This is a genomic window from Streptomyces asiaticus (assembly GCF_018138715.1).
Lineage (GTDB): Bacteria > Actinomycetota > Actinomycetes > Streptomycetales > Streptomycetaceae > Streptomyces > Streptomyces asiaticus.
Window position 1 is genome coordinate 8,525,275 of the sequence record NZ_JAGSHX010000006.1, and the last position, 23,757, is coordinate 8,549,031.

Consider the following 23,757-nt stretch of genomic DNA (forward strand, 5'->3'; position numbering starts at 1 on the left):
CCCGTACCTCGCCGTCCGGGGTACGGGCCGCTGTTCGCGCCGGCGGTGCGGGCCGCCGGGTGCGGGTGCCGGGTGCGGCTCAGGCTCAGGAGTCCTCGGCCCGCTGCCCCTCCCGGTGCCAGCCGAAGCTGCGCTCCACCGCCATGCGCCAGTTGCCGTACTCGCGCGTCCGCTCCTCCTCGGTCATCCGCGGGGTCCACTCGGCGTCCCGCTTCCAGTGCGCCCGCAGCTCGTCCAGGTCCTGCCAGGCGCCGGTGGCCAGCCCGGCCGCGTACGCCGCGCCCAGGCAGGTGGTCTCGGCGACCACCGGACGGATCACCGGGACGCCCAGCACATCGGCCTGATGCTGCATCAGCAGGTCGTTGGCGGTCATGCCGCCGTCGACCTTGAGCGTGCTGATCCGCACCCCGGAGTCCTGGTACATCGCGTCGACCACCTCGCGCGTCTGCCAGCTGGTCGCCTCCAGGACGGCACGGGCCAGATGCGCCTTGGTGACATAGCGGGTGAGGCCGGTGATCACACCGCGGGCGTCCGAGCGCCAGTACGGGGCGAACAGCCCCGAGAAGGCCGGGACGATGTACGCCCCGCCGTTGTCGTCCACGCTTCGGGCGAGCGGTTCGATCTCGTCGGCGGAGCGGATGATGCCCAGCTGGTCGCGGAACCACTGCACCAGCGCGCCGGTGATCGCGATCGATCCCTCCAGGCAGTAGACGGGCCGCTCGCCGCCGAGCCGGTAGCCCATCGTGGTCAGCAGCCCGCTCTTGGACGGCACCGGGCGGTCACCGGTGTTCAGCAGCAGGAAGCTGCCGGTGCCATAGGTGTTCTTGGCCTCGCCGACGCCGTAGCAGGTCTGGCCGAAGACGGCGGCCTGCTGATCGCCGAGCGCGGAGGCCACCGGCACACCGGCCAGCTGCCCGACCGCCGTGCCGTACACCTCGGCGGAGGAGCGGATCTCCGGCAGCATCGCCTCGGGGAGGCCCATCGTGGCGAGGATCGAGGTGTCCCACTGGAGGGTCCGCAGATCCATCAGCAGGGTGCGTCCGGCGTTGGTCACATCGGTGACGTGCACTCCGCCGTCGGTGCCGCCGGTGAGGTTCCAGATCAGCCAGGAGTCGATGGTGCCGAAGGCGATCTCGCCCATCTCGGCGCGGCGGCGCAGCCCGGGCACGTGGTCCAGCAGCCAGGCGGCCTTGGGCCCGGAGAAGTAGCTGGCCAGCGGCAGTCCGGTGGTGTCCCGGAAGCGGTCCTGGCCCACCTCGCCGCCGAGTTCCTCGCACAGGCCGGAGGTGCGGGTGTCCTGCCAGACGATCGCGTTGTGCACCGGCTTGCCGGTGCGGCGGTCCCACAGGACCGTCGTCTCGCGCTGGTTGGTGATGCCCAGCGCGGTCAGCTCGTCGGCCCGCAGCCCCGCCTTGGCCAGCGCACCGGCCACCACGGCCTGCACCTTGGACCAGATCTCGGTGGCGTCGTGCTCCACCCAGCCGGGCTTGGGGAAGATCTGGCGGTGCTCGCGCTGGTCGACGGCGACGATCGCGCCGTTCCGGTCGAAGATGATGCAACGGCTGGAGGTGGTGCCCTGGTCGATCGCGGCGACGTAGGTGTCCGTCGGATGCGGCATGGCGTCTCCTTCGGTCAGAAGGCTGCGTTGAAGACGAGACCCGCCAGCACGGCCCCGATCAGCGGGCCCACCACCGGTATCCAGGCGTAACCCCAGTCCGAGGTGCCCTTGTTGGGGATGGGCAGCAGGGCGTGGGCGAGGCGCGGCCCGAGGTCGCGCGCCGGGTTGATGGCGTAGCCGGTGGGCCCGCCCAGGGAGAGGCCGATGCCGACCACCAGGAAGGCGACGAGCAGGACGGAGATGCCCGAGCCGAGGACCACGGTGCCGCCGCCCTCGCTGACCGGGCCGATCCCGATGCCGTCGACCTGGCCGAACGCGAGCAGCGGCAGCACCAGCGCGGCCGTCGCGATGATCTCGGTCACGAGGTTGGCCACCGGGTTCCGGATCTCCGGGACGGTGGAGAAGACCCCGAGCGTGGGCAGGGCGGTCTTCTCATCGGCGTTGGCGGCGAACTGCGCGTAGTACAGCGCCCAGGTCAGCACCGCGCCGATCACGGCACCCACCAGCTGCCCGAGAATGTACAGCGGCACCTTGTCCCAGTCGCCGGTGTCCACGGCGACGCCCACGGTCACCGCCGGGTTGAGATGGGCGCCGGACAGCGGGGCCGCGGTGTACGCACCGGCCATGACGCCGAAGCCCCAGCCGAAGGCGATGACGATCCACCCGGCCGACTTGGCCTTGGAGTGGTTCAGGGTGACGGCGGCGCACACGCCGGCGCCGAAGAGAATCAGTATCGCGGTGCCGATGACCTCACCGGTGAAGATGTCCCCATTGCTCATGGCGGCTCCTAGGACCTCGCCCGGGGCGGGTGGCCCCGGTCCTCCGTGCTGGGTCGTTTCGAGCGTGCGGGTGCATCGGAATCGCCCATGGGGGGTGACCGTGGAGAGAGCCTGCGCGCGGCGACGCCGACTGACACCGCAGCAGTGTTCACCGGTGGTCAGGGGGCGTCAAGGTGATGGACGGCAACGGTGTTGGTGACAACCGTAAGGGCGTTGCCCTGGTATCGCCGTCCACTCAGGCACGACGTGGGCACCGGGCGGTCACCGCGCGGCCACCCGGCGGCCACGGGGGAGTTGCTTCTCGGGCGCCCGCTCAGCGGACCGCGACGACCGATGAGCCATGCCCGAACAGCCCCTGGTTGACGGTGATTCCGGCGCGCGCCCCCGGCACCTGCCGCTCGCCCGCCTGCCCGCGCAGCTGCCAGGTCAGCTCACACACCTGGGCGATGGCCTGCGCCGGAACCGCCTCCCCGAAGGACGCCAGCCCCCCGCTCGGATTGACCGGGATCCGCCCGCCCGGCGCCGTGGCCCCCTCGCGCAGCAGCTTCGCGCCCTCGCCGGGCGCGCACAGCCCCAGGTCCTCGTACCACTCCAGCTCCAGGGCGGTGGACAGGTCGTACACCTCGGCCAGCGACAGATCCTCCGGTCCGAGGCCCGCCTCCTCGTACGCCGCCCGCGCGATGGAGGGCCGGAACGGATCGGGGACGGGGGAGCCCGGCGGGGCGGAGTCGGTGGCGATGTCCGGCAGGTCAAGCGCGGTGCGCGGATGGGTGGGGGAGACCGACGAGACCGCGCGGATGCGGACCGGGCGCGCCATCCCGAGCCGCCGTGCCGTCTCCACGCTGCCGAGCACCAGCGCCGCCGCCCCGTCGGAGGTCGCGCAGATGTCCAGCAGCCGCAGCGGATCGGCGACGACCGGGGACGCGGCGACCTCCTCGGCGGTGACGGGGGAGCGGTAGCGGGCGTAACGGTTGGCGGCGCCCGCGGCCGCGTTCTTCACCTTCACCCGCGCGAAGTCCTCGGCCGTGTCGCCGTACAGTGCCATCCGGCGGCGCGCCCAGAGCGCGAAATAGGCGGGGTTGGTGGCGCCCAGCACCCGGAAGCGCAGCCAGTCCGGATCGTCCGGCCGCTCACCGCCCGCGGGCGCGAAGAACCCCTTGGGCGCCGCGTCGGAGCCCACCACCAACACCGTGTCCGCCATGCCCGACAGGATCTGGGCGCGGGCGGTGTCGATGGCCCGTGCGCCGGACGCGCATGCCGCGTACACGCTGGTGACGCGGGCGCCCTGCCAGCCCAGCGCCTTGGCGAAGGTCGCGCCCGCGACCTGCCCCGGATAGCCGCAGCGCACGGTGTTGGCGCCGACCACGGACTGGATCGCGGACCACTCGAGCCCGGCGTCCGCGAGCGCGGCCCGCGCCGCCTTGGTGCCGTACTCCACGAAGCCGCGGCCCCACTTCCCCCAGGGGTGCATCCCGGCGCCGAGCACCGCCACCTCACCGGTCATGACGCCTCCCCGGGAACGGGCCGCTCCTCGGAGGCGCGCCGCTCCCCGGGGACGGGTCCCTCCCCGGGAACGGGCCGCCAGTGCCAGGTGGTGAGGGTGCGTCCGTCCTCCTCGGCCAGCACCCCCGGCACCACCTCGACCTCCATGCCGATGGCCAGATCGGCCACGGTCACCCCGGGGGCGCCCTGGCCCAGCACCACCATCCGCTCGGCGGTCAGCTCCACGGCGATGAGGGTGTACGGGTGCCAGGTTCGCTCGGGGTCGGACGGGTAGGGGGCGGGTGGCCGGTAGCGGCCGTCGGTGTAGGACCACACCCGCCCGCGGCGGGACAGCGGAACCTCCGCCAGCTCGGTGCCCGCGCAGCCCGGGGCACGGCAGTAGGCGTCCTCCCGGGGGAAGTACACCGTCCCGCAGTCCCGGCAGCACGTTCCCAGCAGCCGGAACTCCCCGCCCTCGGCGGTGAACCACCCGTCGACCACGGGCACACGCGTGGGGGACACGGCCCCTCCCGATACCTCGTAACTGACGATGTGTCAGAAGTGTGGCACGGGGACCGCAGCGCGCGTAACCCCGGTACAGTGACCGCGATCACAGGCCGCGATCACTTGTCGCGATCACGGGCCTGATCAGCCGAAGGGCGAGGGGAGCGGTCGGTGACGGAGACGGAGACCAGGACGCGGACCGGGACCACGACGACGCGCACGGCCGTCCGGCTCGAGGCCGTCACCAAGGACTTCGGTACGGTGCGCGCGGTGGACGCCGTCGATCTCACCGTCCGCGAGGGCGAGTTCTTCTCGCTGCTCGGCCCCTCCGGCTCGGGGAAGACGACGCTGCTGCGGCTGGTCGCGGGGTTCGAACAGCCCACCGCGGGGCGTATCGAACTCGCCGGGAACGACGTCACCGCGACGCCCCCCAACCGCCGCGACGCGCACACCGTCTTCCAGGACTACGCGCTCTTCCCGCACATGAGCGTCGAGCAGAACGTGGCCTACGCCCTGACCGTGCGCGGCGTCCGCAAGGCCGAGCGGCTCGCCCGCGCCCGCGAGGCGCTGACCACCGTACGGCTGGACGGCTTCGCCGCCCGCCGCCCCGCCGAGCTCTCCGGCGGCCAGCGCCAGCGTGTCGCCCTCGCCCGCGCCCTCGTCGACCGGCCCGCGGTGCTGCTGCTCGACGAACCGCTCGGCGCGCTCGACCTGGCGCTGCGGCAGGAGATGCAGACCGAGCTCAAGGAGTTGCAGCGGACCACCGGCATCACCTTCCTCCTGGTCACCCACGACCAGGACGAGGCGCTGACCATGAGCGACCGCATCGCCGTGGTCCGCGACGGCCGCATCGAGCAGACCGGCCCGCCGGTCGAGGTGTACGAACGCCCCGCCACCGCCTTCGTCGCGGGCTTCGTCGGCACCACCAACCTGCTGCGCGGTGAGGCCGCGGTGCGCGTCGTGGGCCGTCCCGGCACGTACTCCATCCGGCCCGAGCGGATCCTGCTCACCGAGCCCGTGGAACGGCCCGTGGACCCGCCCGCGGAGCCGCCTGCCGAAGCCGCGGCAGCCGCCGATGGCCGACGGACCGTCACGGGGCGCGTCACCGACATCGTGCACGCCGGGGCGCACACCCGCTTCACCATCGCGCTTCCGCACGGCGATCGGCTCACCGTGCTCCGCCAGAACCTCGACGGACTCCCTCAATCCGCCCGCCTGGACGGCGAGATCGGGCTGTCCTGGGACGAGAAGGACGCCTTCCCGGTCCCGAGTTGACCTTGTCATTGCCGACGGCACCCTGGCGAGGGCCCACCGCCCGCCCGATACTGGCCGGGCCTCAAGTGGCTAGTGGGACGAGGAGGACCGGATGCGGAAACGGAAGACGTCTGCGTGGAGGTCCGCGGCCGCCGTCTGCGCGCTGCTGCTGACCGCGGCCGGATGCGGCTCGGGCGGCGGCGACGACAAGGGCGGCCACGCACCCGACAAGCTCGGTAAGGGCGAAGGCAAAGTCAACATCATCGCCTGGGCCGGCTACGCCGAGGACGGCTCCAACGACCCCAAGGTGGACTGGGTTCACCCGTTCGAGAAGAAGACCGGCTGCCAGGTGAACACCAAGACGGCCGGCACCTCCGACGAGATGGTCTCGCTGATGAAGACCGGGCAGTACGACACGGTCTCCGCCTCCGGCGACGCCACCCTGCGCCTCATCGCCTCCGGCGACGCGGCCCCCGTCAACACCAAGCTGGTCCCCAACTACAAGGACATCTTCCCGGCCCTCAAACAGCAGCCGTTCAACTCCAAGGACGGCCGGATGTACGGCATTCCGCACGGCCGGGGCGCCAACCTCCTCATGTACCGCACCGACAAGGTGAAGCCCGCGCCCGACTCCTGGCGCGCCGTCTTCGACGACTCCGCGCGGTACTCCGGGCACGTCACCGCCTACGACTCGCCCATCTACATCGCCGACGCCGCGCTCTATCTGATGCGCGCCAAGCCCTCGCTCGGCATCAAGAACCCCTACGCGCTCGACCAGAAGCAACTCGACGCGGCCGTATCCCTGCTGAAGAAGCAGCACAAGGCGGTGGGGGAGTACTGGAGCGACTACCAGAAGGAGATCACCGCCTTCAAGGGCGGCGACAGCGTCATCGGCACCACCTGGCAGGTCATCGCCAACCTCACCAAGGCCGAGAAGGCCCCGGTCAAGACGGTGCTCCCCAAGGAGGGCGCCACCGGCTGGTCCGACACCTGGATGGTGTCCGCCAAGGCCGAGCACCCCAACTGCGCCTACAAGTGGCTCGACTGGATCGTTTCGCCCAAGGTCAACGCCCAGGTGGCGGAGTACTTCGGCGAGGCTCCGGCCAACCGTAAGGCGTGCGCCGAGACCTCCGACCCCAACCACTGCGCGATCTTCCACGCGGACGACGAGAAGTACTTCCAGCGCGTCCACTTCTGGACCACGCCCATCAAGGAGTGCCTCGACGGCCGTAAGGACGCCACCTGCACCGACTACGCCCAGTGGACCCGGGCCTGGACGGAGGTCAAGGGCTGAGATGCCCGCCGCGCCCACCTCAGGATCGCGGCTGCGCCTCACCGCGCTCCTCGCCCCGCCCCTGCTCTGGCTGACCCTGGCCTATCTGGGCTCGCTCGCCATCCTGCTGCTGTCGGCCTTCTGGGCCACCGACTCCTTCACCTCCGATGTCGTCCACACCTGGAACACCGACAACTTCCACGAGCTGCTGACCACCCCCGTCTACCGCACCATCGCCCTGCGCACCCTGTCCATCGCGGCCGCCGTCACCGTCATCGACGCGCTCCTCGCCCTGCCCATGGCGTTCTGCATGGCGCGGGTCGCGGGGCGGCGGTGGCGGCGGCCGCTGCTGGTCGCCGTGCTCACCCCGCTGTGGGCCGGCTATCTGGTCAAGGCGTACGCCTGGCGGGTCATGCTCGGCGAGGACGGCGTCGTGGGCGCCGCCCTCGCCCCGTTCGGGCTGCACGGGCCCGGCTACGGCACCACCGCCGTCGTCATCGTGCTCGCCTACCTCTGGCTGCCGTACATGATCCTGCCGGTGTACGCGGCCCTCGAACGGCTCCCCGAGCGGATGCTGGAAGCCTCGGCCGACCTCGGCGCCGGCGCGTGGCGGACCCTGCGCTCCGTCGTCCTGCCCGCCGTACGCCCCGCCGTGCTCGCCGGGTCCGTCTTCACCTTCTCGCTCAGCCTGGGCGACTACCTCACCGTGCAGATCGTCGGCGGCAAGACCCAGCTGCTGGGCAATGTCATCGCCTCACAGGTCACCCTGGATCTGCCGATGGCCGCCGCGCTCTCCGCCGTACCCGTGGTCCTCATCGTCTGCTACCTGGCCGCCGTACGCCGTGCGGGCGCCCTCGACTCGCTCTAGCCGCTCAAGTCGCCTCAAGTCGCCCTAGTCGCCCCAGGAGGTGGGCCCATGCGCCTCTCGCGCACCGCCCGAGTGGTCCTCGGCTGTGTCACCGCGGCCGGCCTCGCGATCGTCTACGTCCCCCTGCTGCTGGTGCTGCTGAACTCCTTCAACGCCGACCGCTCCTTCGGCTGGCCGCCCAGCGGCCTCACCGGCCGCTGGTGGCGGGCCGCCCTGCACAGCGACGGGGCCCGCGAGGCCCTGCTCACCTCGCTCAAGGCCGGGCTCGCCGCCACCGCGATCGCCCTGGTCCTGGGCACCCTCGCCGCGTACGCCGTCCACCGGTACCGCTTCTTCGGGCGGCGGACCGTGTCCTTCCTGCTCGTCCTGCCGATCGCGCTGCCCGGCATCGTCAGCGGCATCGCCCTCAACGCCGCCTTCCGCACCGTCCTCGACCCGATCGGCATCGGCTTCGGCCTGTTCACGGTGGTCGTCGGGCACGCCACGTTCTGCGTCGTCATCGTCTTCAACAACATCGGCGCCCGGCTGCGCCGTATCGCGCCCTCCCTGGCCGAGGCGTCCGCCGACCTCGGGGCGCGCTCCTGGCAGACCTTCCGGTACGTCACCTTCCCCGCCATGCGCTCGGCGCTCTTCGCGGGCGGGCTGCTGGCCTTCGCGCTCTCCTTCGACGAGATCGTCGTCACGACCTTCACCGCCGGGCCCGGCACCCGCACCCTGCCCATCTGGATCTACGAGAACCTGGCCCGCCCCCACCAGGCCCCCGTCGTCAACGTCGTCGCCGCGCTGCTCATCCTGGTGTCCGTGGTGCCCGTGTACATCGCCCAGCGGCTGTCCTCGGACACGGCGGGGGGACGGCTGTGAGGCGCGCTCAGCCGGTCAGCCGCTCAGCGAGCGGCGCGAGACCGGAAAGTCGAAGTACGTGTCCGGGAACAGCTCCGGCTTGAAGGTGTAGTGCCACCACTCCTCGGCCAGATTGACGAACCCGAGCTTCTCCAACGTGCCCTTGAGCAGCAGCCGGTTGGCCCGCTGCACCCCCTTGATCCGCGGATCGAGGGTATGCGAGCGCGTGTCGAAGCAGTCGTAACCGGTGCCCATGTCCACGGAGTTGTCCGGGAAGCGGTCCTCCTTGGCCGCGTAGCACGGCACCAGCTTCTCGCCCGGCACATACGGGCGCGTGGGCGGCGCGGGCAGCCGAGCGATCGTCAGATCCACGGTGCTGCCCCGGCTGTGCCCCGACTTCTCGGCGATGTAGCCGTCCTGGAACAGCCGCGTCTTGTCGACCTCCGGATAGAACTCGCCCTTCATCCGCTGATCGCCCAGATCCTTGGCCCACTCCACGAAGTCGTTCACCGCGCGCTGCGGCCGATAGCAGTCGTACACCTTCAAGGTGTAACCGCGCCGCAGCAGTTGACGCTGCGCCCGATGCAGCGCCTCGGCGGCCGGGCGGGTCAGGAGGCACATCGGCCGACGGTATCCGTCCACCGGATCGCCGGTGAAGTTGTGCGGCGTGAAGTACCGGATCTCCTGCCGAATGGTCGGATCGACGTCCCGGAGGGCCACGAACTCCTTCGGAGCCTTGGGCTCCGGCTTCGCCTGTGCCGGGGTGTACGGCACGACGGCCAGCAGAGCGGCGACGGGCAGAGCGAGCGCACGCAGCGCGACGGCGAGTCTTGGCATGCCCATCACTTATCCCACCGGGAGAAGTGAAAACAAGCCCGCGTCCGCGAGTCCGCGTCCGCGAGTCCGCGTTCGCGGGGGGTATCCGTTGGCGCCGTTGCCGCCGGGTCTCCGCGCGGCGGGCGGCTTCCTGCGGGGGCTGCCTTGGCCTGCCGTGCCGCGACCGGCGGACGCCCTGGCGTCCTGCCGCGTCCGCGGGATGCGCATCGGTCGGTGCTCGCGGTCGCAAGCCCGTGCTGCGGGGTGCCCTCGGTGCCGTCGCGGCGGGGGCTCGGCATGGCTTTCGGCTTCTTGTGAGCTGGTCTTGGCCTGCCGTGTCGCGACCGGCCCTGGCGTCCCGGCACCCTGGCCGCCCTGGCGCGGCTTGCTTCCACCGGTGCCCTCTCGCCGGGGCGTGCCTTCGCCGAGCCGCCGCGGTGCGCCGCCGACCATCGCGCGGTGGTCCGGGGCGGCTTGTTTTCGCCGGGGTGCGCTTGGGTTCTCGCCCGCTTCCGTCCGGGGCCCTGGCCGTCCGGGCGCGGCTTGTCGCCTCCGTCGTGTTCTGCTTCCGTCGGCGGTCGCTCGCCGAGGTGTCGGGGCTCCCGCTGTTGACCGTCGCGCGGTGGTCCGGGGCGGACAGCTTTGGCCGGGGTGCGCTTGGGTCCTCGCCCGCTTCCGTTGGGCTGCGGGCGCCGACTCGGGTGGGCCCGGGGGTGCCCACAAGGGCGGCGGCCTGCCCGGTTGCCGCCCGGGGCGGCGCGCTGGGCAGACCGCGTCGCGGTCAGCTCGCTCGGGGGCCGGGGCGGTCCTCGGAGGGCGGGGCCTCGCCTCGTACTCGTATCGGGTAGCCCACCTCGCCGCCGCCCTCGCGCTCGATCGTCACCTCGCCGTCCCGCACCCGGGTGGTGAAGCGCAGCAGTTCCGGCTTCTCCCAGCCGTCGCCGGTGTCCACGGCCAGCGAGCCCGCGCCCACGCCCTTGCGGCCCGCGCACGGGGTCCACACCTCCAGCTCCACCCCGCCGCCGGGCGCCGCCACCGGCACCACCGAACCGGCCCGGGCCAGCACCGGGATGCCTGACAGGGGAGCGTCCAGCACCACCTGGCCGGGGCCGTGGTAAGCCCGGCCGGTCACCGTGTCGTACCAGCGGCCGCGCGGCAGCCGGACCGGGCGACGGCGGGCGCCCTCCTCCAGCACCGGCGCCACCAGCAGCGCGTCCCCCAGCAGAAAGGCGTCCTCGCAGTCGCGCAGCGCCCGGTCCTTGGGCGTCCGCCACCACACGGGCCGCACATACGGGGCGCCGGTGCGCGCTGCCAGCTGCGCCAGCGTGGTGAAGTACGGCAGCAGCCGCTGCCGTTCGCGCAGCGCCGCCGCCGCGTGCTCCAGCACCCGCGACCCGAACTCCCACGGCTCCCGCCGCCCCGCCGAGATCGCCGAATGGGTGCGGAACAGCGGCAGATACGCGCCCAGCTGGAACCACCGCAGATACAGCTCCGGCGAGGGAGAGCCGGTGAAGCCACCGATGTCGGGCCCCGAATACGGCACCCCGGACAGGCCCAGCCCGATCACCAGCGACAGCGAGGCCCGCAGCCCCGCCCAGCCCGTGGCCACGTCGCCGGACCAACTGCCCCCGTACCGCTGGAGCCCAGCCCACCCCGAGCGCGAGAAGAGAAACGGCCGCTCGTCGGGGCGCAGCTCGCACAGCCCCTCGTAGCCCGCCCGCGCCATCGCCAGCCCGTAGACGTTGTGCGCCTCCCGGTGGTCGCCGCCCCGGCCCTCCAGGGCGTGCCGGGCGGAGCGCGGCAGCGTGGTCTCCCCGAAGGCGGCGAACGACACCGGTTCGTTCATGTCGTGCCACACCCCGGAGAAGCCCTGCGCCAGCCGCTCCGCGTACAGCCCGCCCCACCACTTGCGCACCCGCGGATCGGTGAAGTCGGGGAACACCGACTCGCCCGCCCACACCACTCCGCGCACCTCACGCCCCTGGGCGTCGCGTACGAAGACGTCGTCCGCCGTCCCGCTCTCGTACACCGCGTTGCCCGGCTCCGCCTTCACCGCCGGGTCGACGATCGACACCAGCCGCACCCCGTCCTCGAGCAGCTCCGCGGCGAGCCCCGGCAGATCGGGGAAGCGCGCGCCGTCCACCGTGAACACCCGGTGGCCGATGAGGTGGTCGATGTCCAGGTGCAGCGCGGACAGCGGCAGATCCCGCTCCCGGTAGCCCGCCACCACCCGCCGGACCTCCTCCGCGTCGCGGAACCCCCAGCGCGCGTGGTGATGGCCGAGCGCCCACCGCGGCGGCACCGCCGGGGCGCCGGTCAGCGCCGTCCAGCCGTTCAGCACCCGCGCCGGAGTGGTGCCCACGATCACCCAGTAGCGCAGCGGGCCGCCCTCCATCCGCGTCCGGCAGCAGCCGGGCCGGTCATGGCCGGAGCCCGCGCCCTCCTCGCCCTCCCGCAGGGTGACCGTGCCGTCCCAGGAGTTGTCGTGGAACACCAGATGGGTGCCCGCGTCGGCCACCACCAGCTGCACCGGCATGGTCAGATACAGCGGATCGTCCCCCGGCTCGAAGCTGCCACCCGGATCGGTGTTCCACAGCCGGTACACCCCGTCCCGCAGCCGGGGCCCGGAGGCCCGTCCGCCGAGCCCGAAGAAGCGCGCGTCCGCGGCCACTTCGGACAGCTGGAGCCAGCGTGCGCCCTCCCCGACCAGCCCGGGCCCGAGCCCGGGATCCACGGTCCGGGGCTCCGCACCCGGCTCTGAGGACCCCGGCCCCGAGGAATCCGGCTCTGGGGACCTTGGCCCCGTCTCCGGCCCCGCGAGCCGTGGCCCGGCGGATCCGACCCCCAGCCCCGGCTCCGCGAGCCCCATCCCCATCCCCATCCCCAGCCCTGACCCCGCTCCCGCCTCCGGCCCTGACTTCGCTCCCGCCCCAGGCCCCGCCCCCGGCCCCGCCGGCTCCCGCGCCCCGGCAGGCTCCCACCACCGCGGCGGCAGATCCCGCCGCAGCACGACCCCGCCCGGGGTACGCACCTCCACCGTGCCGGTCCGCCCCACCATCACCGTGACCCGCTCCGACACCACCCGCCAGCCGCCACCGGTGTCCGGCTCCAGTTCCGCCCGCTCGTCCGCCTCCGGACAGGGTCCGTCCAGCGCGTACGACGGCTCCGGTTCGGCTCCGTCCCAGCCGCAGAACACCGCGCCGCCCGTGGTCACCCGCACCCGCAGCGAGGACCGCGCGAACCGCACCACCCCGCCCCCCGGCTCCGGATCGGCCCCCTGCACCGCACCCGGCACCCGGGCCAGCTCGGTGCCCCGGCGGGGCAGCGCGGCCGCGTCGGAACGCCGACGCCGCCACGCCGAGCGCAGTGACCGCAGCCCCTGCGCGGTGCAGAGCACCCTCACCGATCGCACCAGCTTCTCCGACCGCACCAGGTCACGCGCATCCATACTGATCAGCCTGCCATTGCCGACGCCCGGCAGAGACATGGTTCAACTGCCGTTCACCTGTGGTCCTCGCACATGAACCCGCCCTGTGATGTGGAGTGGCGCCCCTGGTGCGGGAGTCGATCACATGGCATCGTCACGACCGGACGCATACGAGGCGGATGTGCCACCCACGGACACATCCGACGCGGACAGCCCGGGAGCCGACACCCATGACCACCGCAGCCCACTCCGACCACCGGCCGCGCCCCCTGTGGCAGCCCGGCGCGGACCGGATCGCCCGGTCCCGGCTGACCGCCTTCCACGCCTGGGCGGCCGAGCGGCACGGTGCCCCCGCGCCCGCCCCGGACGACCCCACCGCGAGCTACGCCGCGCTGCACCGCTGGTCGGTGGCGGAGCTGGAGACCTTCTGGCGGGCGGTCGCCGAATGGTTCGAGGTGCGCTTCGCCACCCCGTACGAGCGGGTGCTCGCCGACGCCGCCATGCCTGGCGCCCACTGGTTCCCCGGCGCCACCCTCAACTACGCAGAGCACGCTCTGCGTGCCGCCGAGGCCCCCGCCCGCGCCGAGGACCCCGCGCTGCTCCACGTCGACGAGGTCCAGGACCCGCGCCCGGTCAGCTGGGCCGAGCTGCGCGGCCAGGTCGGCGCGGTCGCCGCCGAGCTGCGCCGCCTCGGCGTCCGCCCGGGCGACCGGGTCAGCGGCTACGTCCCCAACATCCCGCAGGCCACCGTGGCCCTCCTGGCCGCCGCCGCCGTCGGCGCCGTATGGACCTCCTGCGCCCCGGACTTCGGCGCCCGCAGCGTCCTGGACCGCTTCCAGCAGGTCGAACCGGTGGTGCTCTTCACCGTCGACGGCTACCGCTACGGCGGAAAGACCCACGACCGCACCGCCACCGTGACCGAGCTGCGCGCCGAGCTGCCCAGCCTGCGCGCCGTCGTCCACATCCCGCTGCTGGGCACCGCCGCCCCCGAGTCCACGCTGGTGTGGGACGACATCGTCCGAGAACCGGTGGAGCCCGTCTTCGAGCAGCTCCCCTTCGACCACCCCCTGTGGGTGCTCTACTCCTCCGGCACCACCGGCCTGCCCAAGGCGATCGTCCAGTCCCAGGGCGGCATCCTGCTCGAACACCTCAAGCAGCTCGGCCTCCACTGCGACCTCGGCCCGGAAGACCGTTTCTTCTGGTACACCTCCACCGGCTGGATGATGTGGAACTTCCTGGTGTCCGGCCTGCTGGTCGGCGCCACCGTCGTCCTCTACGACGGCAGCCCCGGCTACCCGGACACCGCCGCCCAGTGGCGCGTCGCCGAACGCACCGGCACCACGCTCTACGGCACCTCCGCCGCGTACGTCATGGCCTGCCGCAAGGCCGACGTCCACCCGGGCCGCGACTTCGACCTCTCCGCCGTGAAATGCGTCGCCACCACGGGCTCCCCCCTGCCACCCGACGGCTTCCGGTGGATCCACGACGAGGTGGCCGAGGACATGTGGATCGCCTCCGTCAGCGGCGGCACCGACGTGTGCAGTTGCTTCGCGGGCGCCGCGCCCACCCTCCCCGTCTACATCGGCGAGCTCCAGGCCCCCGGCCTCGGCACCGACCTCCAGGCGTGGGACCCGCAGGGCGAACCGGTGGTCGACGAGGTCGGCGAGCTGATCGTGGCCCGCCCCATGCCGTCGATGCCCGTCCGCTTCTGGAACGACCCCGACGGCACCCGCTACCGCGACAGCTACTTTGAGATGTTCCCCGGCGCCTGGCGCCACGGCGACTGGATCACCCTGACCTCCCGAGGCACCGTGATCATCCACGGCCGCTCCGACTCCACCCTCAACCGCCAGGGCGTCCGCATGGGCTCCGCCGACATCTACGAGGCGGTCGAACGTCTACCGGAGATCCGCGAATCCCTCGTCATCGGCGTCGAACAATCCGACGGCGGCTACTGGATGCCCCTCTTCGTCCACCTGGCCCCCGGTGCCATCCTGAACGAGGAACTCCTGACCCGCATCAAAACCACCATCCGCACCCAACTCTCCCCCCGCCACGTCCCCGACGAGGTCATCGAGGTCCCCGGCGTCCCCCACACCCTCACCGGCAAACGCATCGAGGTCCCGGTCAAGCGCCTCCTCCAGGGCACGTCCTTGGACAAGGCGGTGAACCCGGGGTCGGTGGACGATGTGGAACTGCTGCGGTATTACGAGCGCTTGGCCCAGGAGAGGGGCGGGGCCGCACCGACCTCTTGAGGTTCCGGCCCCAGGGGCGTACTTCCTTCCCAGCTCTTCGCGCGTGCTTCCCAGCCCCTCCGGGGGCTTGAGGAGTCCGGGGCGGTGCCCCACAACCAGCCCCTCCGGCGTTTGAGGAGCGGGGTCCAGGGGCGGAGCCCCGGCGGGGGCCGGGGCCGCGCCCCGGTTTCGGGAAGGGGCGGGGTGGGGAAACAACCCCGCCTACCCCCCATACGTCGCCTGCGCCTCCCCCAACACCCCCGCCAAATCCCCCGCCAAAACCCCCGCATCCACCTCCCCCAACCCCGCCGTCGTAATCCGCACCCCCGCCCCCGCAGCCAGCCGAAACCTCGCACCGGCCGCCACCCACCACCCCCGCGTCCGCAACCCATTGACCACCGCCGCCTCATCCCGCACCGGCACCCACACATTCATCCCGCTCGCCCCGTGCGCGGCGATCCCCCGGGCCGACAGCGCCGCCAGCAGGGCCTCACGCCGCCGCGCGTAGGCGGACCGCGCCGCGGCCACCAGGCCCTGGGTCTCCGGGTCGGTCATCAGCCGGGCGACGGTCTCCTGGAGCACATGGCTGACCCAGCCCGACGTCAGCAGCATGCGGCCGTCATGGCGCGCCAGCGTCGTAGGGTCGCAGGCGAGCGCGCCCCACCGCAGGTCGGTCCCCAGATGCTTGGAGACGGTACGCACCTGCGCCCACCGCGCCGGACCACCCGCAGTGTTGCCCCTGCCCCCCGCCGTAAGGCTGTACAGCGGCACCCCCGCGACATCCGCCGCATGATCGTCCTCGATCACCAGCACCTCACCCGCCGCCTCACCCAAAACACCCAGCAGCGCATCCCGCCGCCCCGCCGAGAACCAGCCACCGTAAGGGTTCTGCCCACGCGGGCTACAGATCAGCGCACGCGCCCCCGCCCGCAGCGCCGCCCGCAGCGCGTCCGGCCGGATGCCCTCGTCGTCCACGGCCACCGGCACGCTCCGCAGCCCCAGCGCCGGGACGAGGTCCAGCAGATGGTGGTAGCCGGGGTCCTCCATCGCCACGGCGTCACCGGGCCTGAGCTCGACGGACAGCAGCCGGGCCACGCAGTCGAGCGCGCCATGGGCGAAGGTCAGGTGCTCGGCCGGCACGCCGTCGCGCTCGTACCAGGCGCGGGTCAGCTCCTCCAGTCCGGCCAGCCGGGGCTGGGCGCGGTGCGACCGCACTCCGGGGGAGAGCCGGGCGGTCGGCAGCAGAGCGGGCAGGAAGGCCGGATCGGGGTGACCGCCCGCCAGATCGCGCGCCCCCTCGGGCACCGGCGGCGGGCGACGCGAGGCGACGGCGGGCGTCGGGGCGACCACCGTGCCGCCCCGCCCCTGGGTCACCACGATCCCGCGCCGCCGCAGCTCCTTGTACGCGGTCGCGACGGTGCCGGGGCTGACGCCCAGGCGCTCCGCCAGCCGACGCACCGGGGGCAGCGCGGTATCGGGCGTCAACGCCCCCTCCACCACACCCTGTTCGACGGACGCGGCAATCCCCTTGGCCGACGCACCGGTGATCTCATATTGTGTCGCCACAGAAGCAACTCTGTATCAATACAAAAGAGAATGTCAAGAGGGAATGTCAGGGGGAACCAGGGTGGGCAAGCCAAGGCGCCGCACCGCGCTCAGCGACCGCATCCCCGGCGGCCGGGACGGCCGACGCATGCTGATCGTCACCTTCGTCGACCGGATCGGCTCGGGTCTGTGGGGCGCGACCGCGACGCTCTACTTCACCTTCGCCGCCGGGCTCAGCACCGCCGAGATCGGCCTGCTGCTCGCCGTATCCGGAGCGATCGGCATCGCGGGGCCGCCCCTCGGCGGCCTCCTCGCCGACCGCGTCAGACTGCGCCCGCTCCTGATCACCGTCCAACTGGTGCGCGCCGCCGCCTCATTGGCCCTTCTCACCACCACCGACCTCCGGCTCCTGCTCGCCATCGCCTCGGTGGGCAGCCTGGGCGACCGCGCGGCCGCCGTCCTGACCAAGCTGTACGCGACCCGGGTCGCGGGCCCCGAGCGCGTCCGCTACCAGGCCATCAGCCGCACCGCCATGAACGTCGGCTGGGCCGTCGGCGGCCTCGCGGCGGCCGCGGCACTCACCGGCGGCACGGTCACCGTCTACCGCTGGCTGCTGATCGGCGACGCGCTCTCCTTCGTCGCCTCCGCGCTGTTCACGCTTCGCTGCGCAGAACCGCCCTCGGCCTCCCGTATCGCGGCCCAATCCGCATCCCCGGCACCAGACGCATCAGCCCCCGCGGAACCCGGCGCACCCACCCCCTCGGAACCCGGCGCACCCACCCCCGCGGGACCCGCACCCACCCCCGCGGAACCCGCGTCCGCACCCGAGAAGACCACGGCCCCCACCCCCTGGCGCGACCGCCGCTACCTCGCCTACACCGCCAGCGAGGCCGTCCTCTTCCTCGACGACTCCGTCTTCAAGGTCGGCCTGCCGCTGTGGGCCGTGACGGCCACCAGCACCCCGCACCAACTCGTCCCCCTGCTGCTCGTCCTCAACAACCTGCTCGTGGTGTTCTTCCAGGTCCCGTTCGCCCGCTTCGGCGCCACCCCGCACACCGCACGCACCTCGCTGTGGCCACTGGCCGGTGCCTTCCTCGTCGGCGGGGGAGCGCTGGCCGCCTCGGCCGTCGGCGCGCCCTGGTTCGCGGCCACCGCGCTGGTGCTGGCCGCCACCGCCTTCACCGTCGCGGAGATGCTGCACGCCACGATCTCCTGGGAGCTGTCCGTGGTCCTCGCCCCGCCCACCGCACAGGGCGCCTACCTCGGCGTGCACGGCCTGGCCCAGGCCGTCCAGCGCAGTGCGGGTCCGCTCGCGGTGACGGCGGCGATCGCGGCGGGCCCCCTCGGCTGGCTCGGCCTCGGCGCCGGGCTTGCCGCCATGTGCGGCGCCCAGCGCCACCTGGTACGGGACCGCGGTGACGGAGCGTTGTCAGTGGCGCCGGTTACGGTGAGTGAGCACTGAACATCCGCGCTGAGGGGGAGTCATGGCGCACACCGGCCGCAGGAGCCACCGGAACCGCCCGGGCGGGCACAGGAAGCCGAGGACACAGAAGCCGAGGACACAGAGGCCGAAGACACAGAAGCCGACGACGCGGCAGCGTACGAGAAGGCAGACCACCCGGCGCGCCCTCCGCAGAGAGGTGCCCAGCACCGTGGCCCTGCTCGCCGACGAGCGGGACTTCGCGGCCATGCGGCACTACGAGTCATTCGCCTTCGACGACCACGGAGCGTATCTACGGGAGATGGAGGGGCTGCTGAAGGCGCTCGCGGCCAAGGGCGTCCACACCACCGTCGCCCTCTTCGACCCCGTCGCCTACGAGGAGTTCTGCGCGGACACCCGGCTCGACCCGGACACCGCCGCGAGCCGCACGCGCTATACGGCGGAGCTGGCCGTCGCGGGCGGCACCGTCACCTACGAGGGCCAGCCGATCGCCCGCCTGGTGCCACGGCTCATCGGCGTGGCCGAGGAGCAGGCCACCTGGGAGTACGCCACGGCGCTGCTCTCCCGCGTCGGCCACCACGGGGAGTGCCGCGACGACACCACCGCCCGCGCCGCGTTCGACCGCGCCGGGGCCGCGCTGCGCGCGGTCGTCGAGGCGGTCGGGCCGGGCGTTCACCATCTGGTGTGCAGCGTGCCGGCGGACGGCACGTCACTGGTCGCCGTGCTCCACGCCGACGCCCGGGAAGCGGGCCCGCCGAAGCTGGCCGAGCCCTCGGGGCTGGTCTTTCGCACCGTCCTGGCCTGCGGGTTCGCCCTGCGCGGCGCCGGCGGCCTGGTGCTGCGCACCATCGTGGCGGACTCCCCGGAGACGGTCCGCGGCTGGGCGCTTCAGGACGGCTGGCTGCGCCCGCTGAGCGAGGCGGAGGTGTTCACCGCGTACTGCACCGACGCCGAGACCGGTGAACCCATCCCTCCGGAGCACGGCGTCGAATACCGGGCGGGCATCCCGCTCAGCCGCCCGGAATGACCGAAGGCGTCCCGCCACCCGGCGGGACGCCTCCATCAACAGCTCAAAGCCCAGAGCTCACATCTCACAGCTCACGGATCACACCCCACAGCTCACCGGCTCATTCGCCGGACAGCACCGCCTGCGCCGCCCGGCGGGCATCCTCCGCGGTGTCCGCCGCGCGCGCCGCGGAGGCGGCCCGCTCGCACTGCGCCAGCGTGTGCTTGGCCAGCGTCGCGCGCACATACGGAATGGAGGCCGCACCCATGGAGAGGCTGGTGACGCCCAGACCGGCCAGCACACACGCCAGCAGCGGATCGGAGGCGGCCTCACCACAGACACCACAGCTCTTGCCCTCGGCCTGCGCGGCCTCCGCCGACGCCGCCACCAGGTCGAGCAGCGCGGGCTGCCACGGGTCCTGGAGCCGCGACACCGCACCGACCTGACGGTCGGCCGCGAAGGTGTACTGCGCCAGGTCGTTGGTGCCCAGAGAGAGGAACTCGACCTCCTGGAGGATCGAGCGCGCCCGCAGCGCGGCGGACGGAATCTCCACCATCGCGCCGAACTTGGCCCGCAGCCCCGCCTCGCGGCACGCGTCCGCGAACGCCTTGGCGTCCAGCCGGTCGGCCACCATCGGGGCCATCACCTCGAGATAGACCGGCAGCCCCTCCGACGCCTTGGCCAGCGCCGTGAGCTGCGTCCGCAGCACCTCGGGGTGGTCCAGCAGGGTACGCAGACCGCGCACGCCCAGCGCCGGGTTGGGCTCATCGGCCGGGGTGAGGAAGTCCAGCGGCTTGTCCGCGCCCGCGTCCAGGACCCGCACCACCACCCGGCCCTCGGGGAACGCCTCCAGCACCTGCCGGTACGCCGTGACCTGCTTCTCCTCCGACGGCGCCTGAGTGCTGTCGTCGAGGAAGAGGAACTCGGTGCGGAACAGCCCCACACCCTCGGCGCCCGCCTCGACCGCCGCCGGCACATCGGCCGGTCCGCCGACGTTCGCCAGCAGCGGCACCTTGTGCCCGTCCGACGTCGCACCCGGACCGGAGGAGGCGGCCAGCGCGGCCCGGCGCTCCTCGGCGGCGCGCGTCAGCTCGGCCCGCTTCTCCTCGCTCGGGGACACGAAGATCTCGCCCGTGCTGCCGTCGACGGCGATCAGGATGCCCTCGACCAGATCCCCGGCACCGGGCAGCGCGACCACGGCCGGCACCCCAAGGGCACGGGCGAGGATCGCGCTGTGGCTCGTCGGCCCGCCCTCCTCGGTCACGAACCCCAGCACCAGCGTCGGGTCGAGCAGCGCGGTGTCGGCCGGGGCGAGGTCCCGCGCGATCAGTACATACGGCTCATCGCTGTCCGGCACGCCCGGCATCGGCACACCCAGCAGCCGCGCCACAATCCGGTTCCGGACGTCGTCGAGGTCGGCCACCCGGCCCGCCAGGTAGTCACCGGCCCCCGCCAGCAGCGCCCGGTAAGCGGCGAAGGCGTCGTACACCGCGCGCTCGGCGGTGCTGCCCACGGTGATGCGCCGCTCGACATCGGCCATCAGCTCCGGGTCCTGCGCCATCATGGCCTGCGCCTCGAGCACGGCCTGGGCCTCGCCGCCCGCCAGATTGCCGCGCGCGACCAGATCGGCCGCCACGGCCTCCACCGCCTGGCGCGCCCGCCCCTGCTCACGCGGCGCCTCATCGGCCGGAATCTGCTTCGCCGGCGGCTCCAGGACCGCCGTCCCCATATGGCGCACCTCGCCGATGGCCACCCCGTGGCTCACGCCGACGCCTCGCAGCGTTGTCTCCATGTCACCCGTCCCCGGTCGATACGGCGGAACCCCGCCATGGTGGATGTCGTACCCGCGGTGCGCCGCCCGGCCCGGTCCCCATCGGCCGCCGGACGCACGCCCGGCTCACCAGTCGAAGAGTGTGTCGCCCGTCTTCACATCGACGTCCTCCTTGACGTCGGACAGGGCATCGGCCGTGGCCTCGAGCGCCACGATCGGGCAGATCGGCGACTTGCCCGCGGCCACGGCGGTGGCCGGGTCCCAGCGCACGATCGCGTCACCGCGCTTGACGGTGTCCCCCTTGTTGATGAGGACCTCGAAGCCCTCACCGTTCAGCTGCACGGTGTCGATGCCGAGGTGGGTGAGCACACCGTGCCCCTCCCCGTCCACGACGACGAACGCGTGAGGGTGCAGGGAGACGACGATGCCGTCGACCGGGGCCACGGCCACGAAGGGCTCGAGTACTGGGTCGATCGCCGTGCCCGGACCGACCATGGCGCCGGAGAACACCGGATCGGGCACCGCTTCGAGCCCGATCACGCGGCCGGCGACCGGTGAGGTCACGCTGGTCATGGGAGCCTCCCGGGAGGTGAAGATTCATCACGCGCCGTCACCACCTGTCCCGGACAGCGCACTGCCCAGAAGAGTAAGTCATAGGAACTACGGATTCCGCACACGTGGCGCAGGCAGGAGGGGGTGCCCGGGCCGGGAATCGATTTGCCACGGCCGCGCGGGGCGCTGTACTGTCGTATCCCTGCCCACCGGATGAAGCACTGTGGACATCTGCGTGCACATCAAGGTTCAGGGCGGCGCCATCAGCTACTTGATCCAAATCTCAGATCCGCTTTCGCATGCCTTGCGAGAGACACGGGTACGGAGAGCCGGAAATAGTCTGATAGCGTGTGAAACACCGAAGGGAAGCGCCCGGAGAAACCGGTGAAACGGTTTCAAAGGAAGCGTCCGTTCCTTGAGAACTCAACAGCGTGCCAAAAGTCAACGCCAGATATGTTGATACCCCGTCCACTCGTGGACGAGGTTCCTTTGAAGAAAAAACACAGCGAGGACGCTGTGAACCATCGGATTATTCCTCTGGTGGTTCCGCTCTCGTGCAGTGTTTGCCGGGATAGCCCGGAAGCATTCACGGAGAGTTTGATCCTGGCTCAGGACGAACGCTGGCGGCGTGCTTAACACATGCAAGTCGAACGATGAACCGGTTTCGGCCGGGGATTAGTGGCGAACGGGTGAGTAACACGTGGGCAATCTGCCCTGCACTCTGGGACAAGCCCTGGAAACGGGGTCTAATACCGGATACGACGCGTTCCCGCATGGGATACGCGTGGAAAGCTCCGGCGGTGCAGGATGAGCCCGCGGCCTATCAGCTTGTTGGTGGGGTGATGGCCTACCAAGGCGACGACGGGTAGCCGGCCTGAGAGGGCGACCGGCCACACTGGGACTGAGACACGGCCCAGACTCCTACGGGAGGCAGCAGTGGGGAATATTGCACAATGGGCGAAAGCCTGATGCAGCGACGCCGCGTGAGGGATGACGGCCTTCGGGTTGTAAACCTCTTTCAGCAGGGAAGAAGCGAAAGTGACGGTACCTGCAGAAGAAGCGCCGGCTAACTACGTGCCAGCAGCCGCGGTAATACGTAGGGCGCAAGCGTTGTCCGGAATTATTGGGCGTAAAGAGCTCGTAGGCGGCTTGTCGCGTCGGATGTGAAAGCCCGGGGCTTAACCCCGGGTCTGCATTCGATACGGGCAGGCTAGAGTTCGGTAGGGGAGATCGGAATTCCTGGTGTAGCGGTGAAATGCGCAGATATCAGGAGGAACACCGGTGGCGAAGGCGGATCTCTGGGCCGATACTGACGCTGAGGAGCGAAAGCGTGGGGAGCGAACAGGATTAGATACCCTGGTAGTCCACGCCGTAAACGTTGGGAACTAGGTGTGGGCGACATTCCACGTTGTCCGTGCCGCAGCTAACGCATTAAGTTCCCCGCCTGGGGAGTACGGCCGCAAGGCTAAAACTCAAAGGAATTGACGGGGGCCCGCACAAGCGGCGGAGCATGTGGCTTAATTCGACGCAACGCGAAGAACCTTACCAAGGCTTGACATACACCGGAAAACCCTGGAGACAGGGTCCCCCTTGTGGTCGGTGTACAGGTGGTGCATGGCTGTCGTCAGCTCGTGTCGTGAGATGTTGGGTTAAGTCCCGCAACGAGCGCAACCCTTGTTCTGTGTTGCCAGCATGCCTTTCGGGGTGATGGGGACTCACAGGAGACTGCCGGGGTCAACTCGGAGGAAGGTGGGGACGACGTCAAGTCATCATGCCCCTTATGTCTTGGGCTGCACACGTGCTACAATGGCCGGTACAATGAGCTGCGAAGCCGTGAGGTGGAGCGAATCTCAAAAAGCCGGTCTCAGTTCGGATTGGGGTCTGCAACTCGACCCCATGAAGTCGGAGTCGCTAGTAATCGCAGATCAGCATTGCTGCGGTGAATACGTTCCCGGGCCTTGTACACACCGCCCGTCACGTCACGAAAGTCGGTAACACCCGAAGCCGGTGGCCCAACCCTTGTGGAGGGAGCCGTCGAAGGTGGGACTGGCGATTGGGACGAAGTCGTAACAAGGTAGCCGTACCGGAAGGTGCGGCTGGATCACCTCCTTTCTAAGGAGCACATAGCCGACTGCAAGCAAGTGTCTTGCACGGTTGCTCATGGGTGGAACGTTGACTACTCGGCATTGTTTCGGATGCTTCCTCTGTTAGTACTGCTTCGGCGTGGAACACAGAGCAAGCGGACGGATGGTGTCGGGCACGCTGTTGGGTGTCTGAGGGTACGGGCAGAAATGCTTGTCCCTTCGACCGGTCCCGGTGTACCACACTGTAAGGGTGTGGGTGACGG

16 protein-coding genes and 1 rRNA gene are annotated in these 23,757 nt (G+C 71.4%); 8 read left to right on the top strand and 9 right to left on the bottom strand.

Annotated features, from left to right (window positions below; translation table 11 throughout):
* Positions 1–85: 85 nt before the first annotated feature.
* The 4 genes from glpK to KHP12_RS44235 form a co-directional block, all read right to left on the bottom strand.
* Entirely contained in the window at positions 86–1,618 is a 1,533-nt protein-coding gene (glpK, locus tag KHP12_RS44220; RefSeq protein ID WP_086880343.1) for a glycerol kinase GlpK, read from the bottom strand.
* A gap of 14 nt (positions 1,619–1,632) precedes the next feature.
* Entirely contained in the window at positions 1,633–2,397 is a 765-nt protein-coding gene (locus tag KHP12_RS44225; RefSeq protein WP_086880342.1) for an MIP/aquaporin family protein, read from the bottom strand.
* Positions 2,398–2,710: 313 nt separating this feature from the next.
* Positions 2,711–3,901 carry a lipid-transfer protein gene (locus KHP12_RS44230; protein WP_086880341.1) on the bottom strand — a complete coding sequence of 397 codons (1,191 nt, stop codon included), beginning with the start codon at positions 3,899–3,901 and terminating at the stop codon, positions 2,711–2,713.
* Positions 3,898–4,401 (bottom strand): Zn-ribbon domain-containing OB-fold protein, encoded by a 504-nt coding sequence (locus KHP12_RS44235; protein WP_086880340.1) that lies wholly within the window; start codon positions 4,399–4,401, stop codon positions 3,898–3,900. The genes KHP12_RS44230 and KHP12_RS44235 overlap by 4 nt, the downstream gene beginning before the upstream one ends.
* Positions 4,402–4,554: 153 nt before the next feature.
* Here KHP12_RS44235 and KHP12_RS44240 point away from each other — a divergent pair, with 153 nt between their 5' ends.
* The 4 genes from KHP12_RS44240 to KHP12_RS44255 all read left to right on the top strand — a co-directional run bounded on the left by KHP12_RS44240 (position 4,555) and on the right by KHP12_RS44255 (position 8,639).
* Positions 4,555–5,658: an ABC transporter ATP-binding protein gene (locus tag KHP12_RS44240; protein ID WP_086880339.1), complete on the top strand. Its 1,104-nt coding sequence runs from the start codon at positions 4,555–4,557 to the stop codon at positions 5,656–5,658.
* Positions 5,659–5,749: 91 nt separating this feature from the next.
* A complete protein-coding gene (locus KHP12_RS44245; RefSeq protein WP_086880338.1) occupies positions 5,750–6,931 on the top strand; it encodes an ABC transporter substrate-binding protein in 1,182 nt (393 codons plus the stop codon).
* 1 nt (position 6,932) lies between these two features.
* A complete protein-coding gene (locus KHP12_RS44250) occupies positions 6,933–7,778 on the top strand; it encodes an ABC transporter permease (protein ID WP_086880337.1) in 846 nt (281 codons plus the stop codon).
* Between the two features lie 48 nt (positions 7,779–7,826).
* Complete coding sequence (locus KHP12_RS44255) at positions 7,827–8,639, top strand: ABC transporter permease (protein ID WP_086880336.1); 813 nt, start codon at positions 7,827–7,829, stop codon at positions 8,637–8,639.
* A gap of 15 nt (positions 8,640–8,654) precedes the next feature.
* Here KHP12_RS44255 and KHP12_RS44260 read toward each other — a convergent pair whose 3' ends face one another.
* The gene (locus tag KHP12_RS44260) at positions 8,655–9,455 is read right to left on the bottom strand and encodes a M15 family metallopeptidase (protein WP_086880352.1); all 801 of its coding nucleotides are present in this window, start codon (positions 9,453–9,455) and stop codon (positions 8,655–8,657) included.
* Between the two features lie 760 nt (positions 9,456–10,215).
* A complete protein-coding gene (locus tag KHP12_RS44265) occupies positions 10,216–12,882 on the bottom strand; it encodes a TIM-barrel domain-containing protein (protein WP_245010030.1) in 2,667 nt (888 codons plus the stop codon).
* 209 nt (positions 12,883–13,091) lie between these two features.
* Here KHP12_RS44265 and KHP12_RS44275 point away from each other — a divergent pair, with 209 nt between their 5' ends.
* Positions 13,092–15,116 (top strand): acetoacetate--CoA ligase, encoded by a 2,025-nt coding sequence (locus KHP12_RS44275; RefSeq protein WP_086884983.1) that lies wholly within the window; start codon positions 13,092–13,094, stop codon positions 15,114–15,116.
* Positions 15,117–15,317: 201 nt separating this feature from the next.
* Here KHP12_RS44275 and KHP12_RS44280 read toward each other — a convergent pair whose 3' ends face one another.
* On the bottom strand, positions 15,318–16,661 hold the full coding sequence (locus KHP12_RS44280) for an aminotransferase class I/II-fold pyridoxal phosphate-dependent enzyme (protein WP_211834533.1): 1,344 nt from the start codon (positions 16,659–16,661) through the stop codon (positions 15,318–15,320).
* A 61-nt stretch (positions 16,662–16,722) separates the two neighbouring features.
* Between KHP12_RS44280 and KHP12_RS44285 the strand changes: the two genes are divergently transcribed.
* Positions 16,723–18,102 carry an MFS transporter gene (locus KHP12_RS44285; protein WP_308017018.1) on the top strand — a complete coding sequence of 460 codons (1,380 nt, stop codon included), beginning with the start codon at positions 16,723–16,725 and terminating at the stop codon, positions 18,100–18,102.
* Positions 18,103–18,124: 22 nt separating this feature from the next.
* Positions 18,125–19,108 (top strand): DUF8829 domain-containing protein, encoded by a 984-nt coding sequence (locus tag KHP12_RS44290; protein ID WP_211834534.1) that lies wholly within the window; start codon positions 18,125–18,127, stop codon positions 19,106–19,108.
* Positions 19,109–19,208: 100 nt separating this feature from the next.
* Here the strand turns inward: KHP12_RS44290 and ptsP are convergent, their stop codons facing one another.
* Positions 19,209–20,879 (bottom strand): phosphoenolpyruvate--protein phosphotransferase, encoded by a 1,671-nt coding sequence (gene ptsP, locus KHP12_RS44295; RefSeq protein WP_210608996.1) that lies wholly within the window; start codon positions 20,877–20,879, stop codon positions 19,209–19,211.
* A gap of 105 nt (positions 20,880–20,984) precedes the next feature.
* Positions 20,985–21,431: a PTS sugar transporter subunit IIA gene (locus KHP12_RS44300; protein ID WP_210608995.1), complete on the bottom strand. Its 447-nt coding sequence runs from the start codon at positions 21,429–21,431 to the stop codon at positions 20,985–20,987.
* 564 nt (positions 21,432–21,995) lie between these two features.
* On the opposite strand from KHP12_RS44300, the gene KHP12_RS44305 reads away from it, so the two are divergent.
* A 16S ribosomal RNA gene (locus KHP12_RS44305) occupies positions 21,996–23,522 on the top strand.
* Positions 23,523–23,757 lie beyond the last annotated feature (235 nt).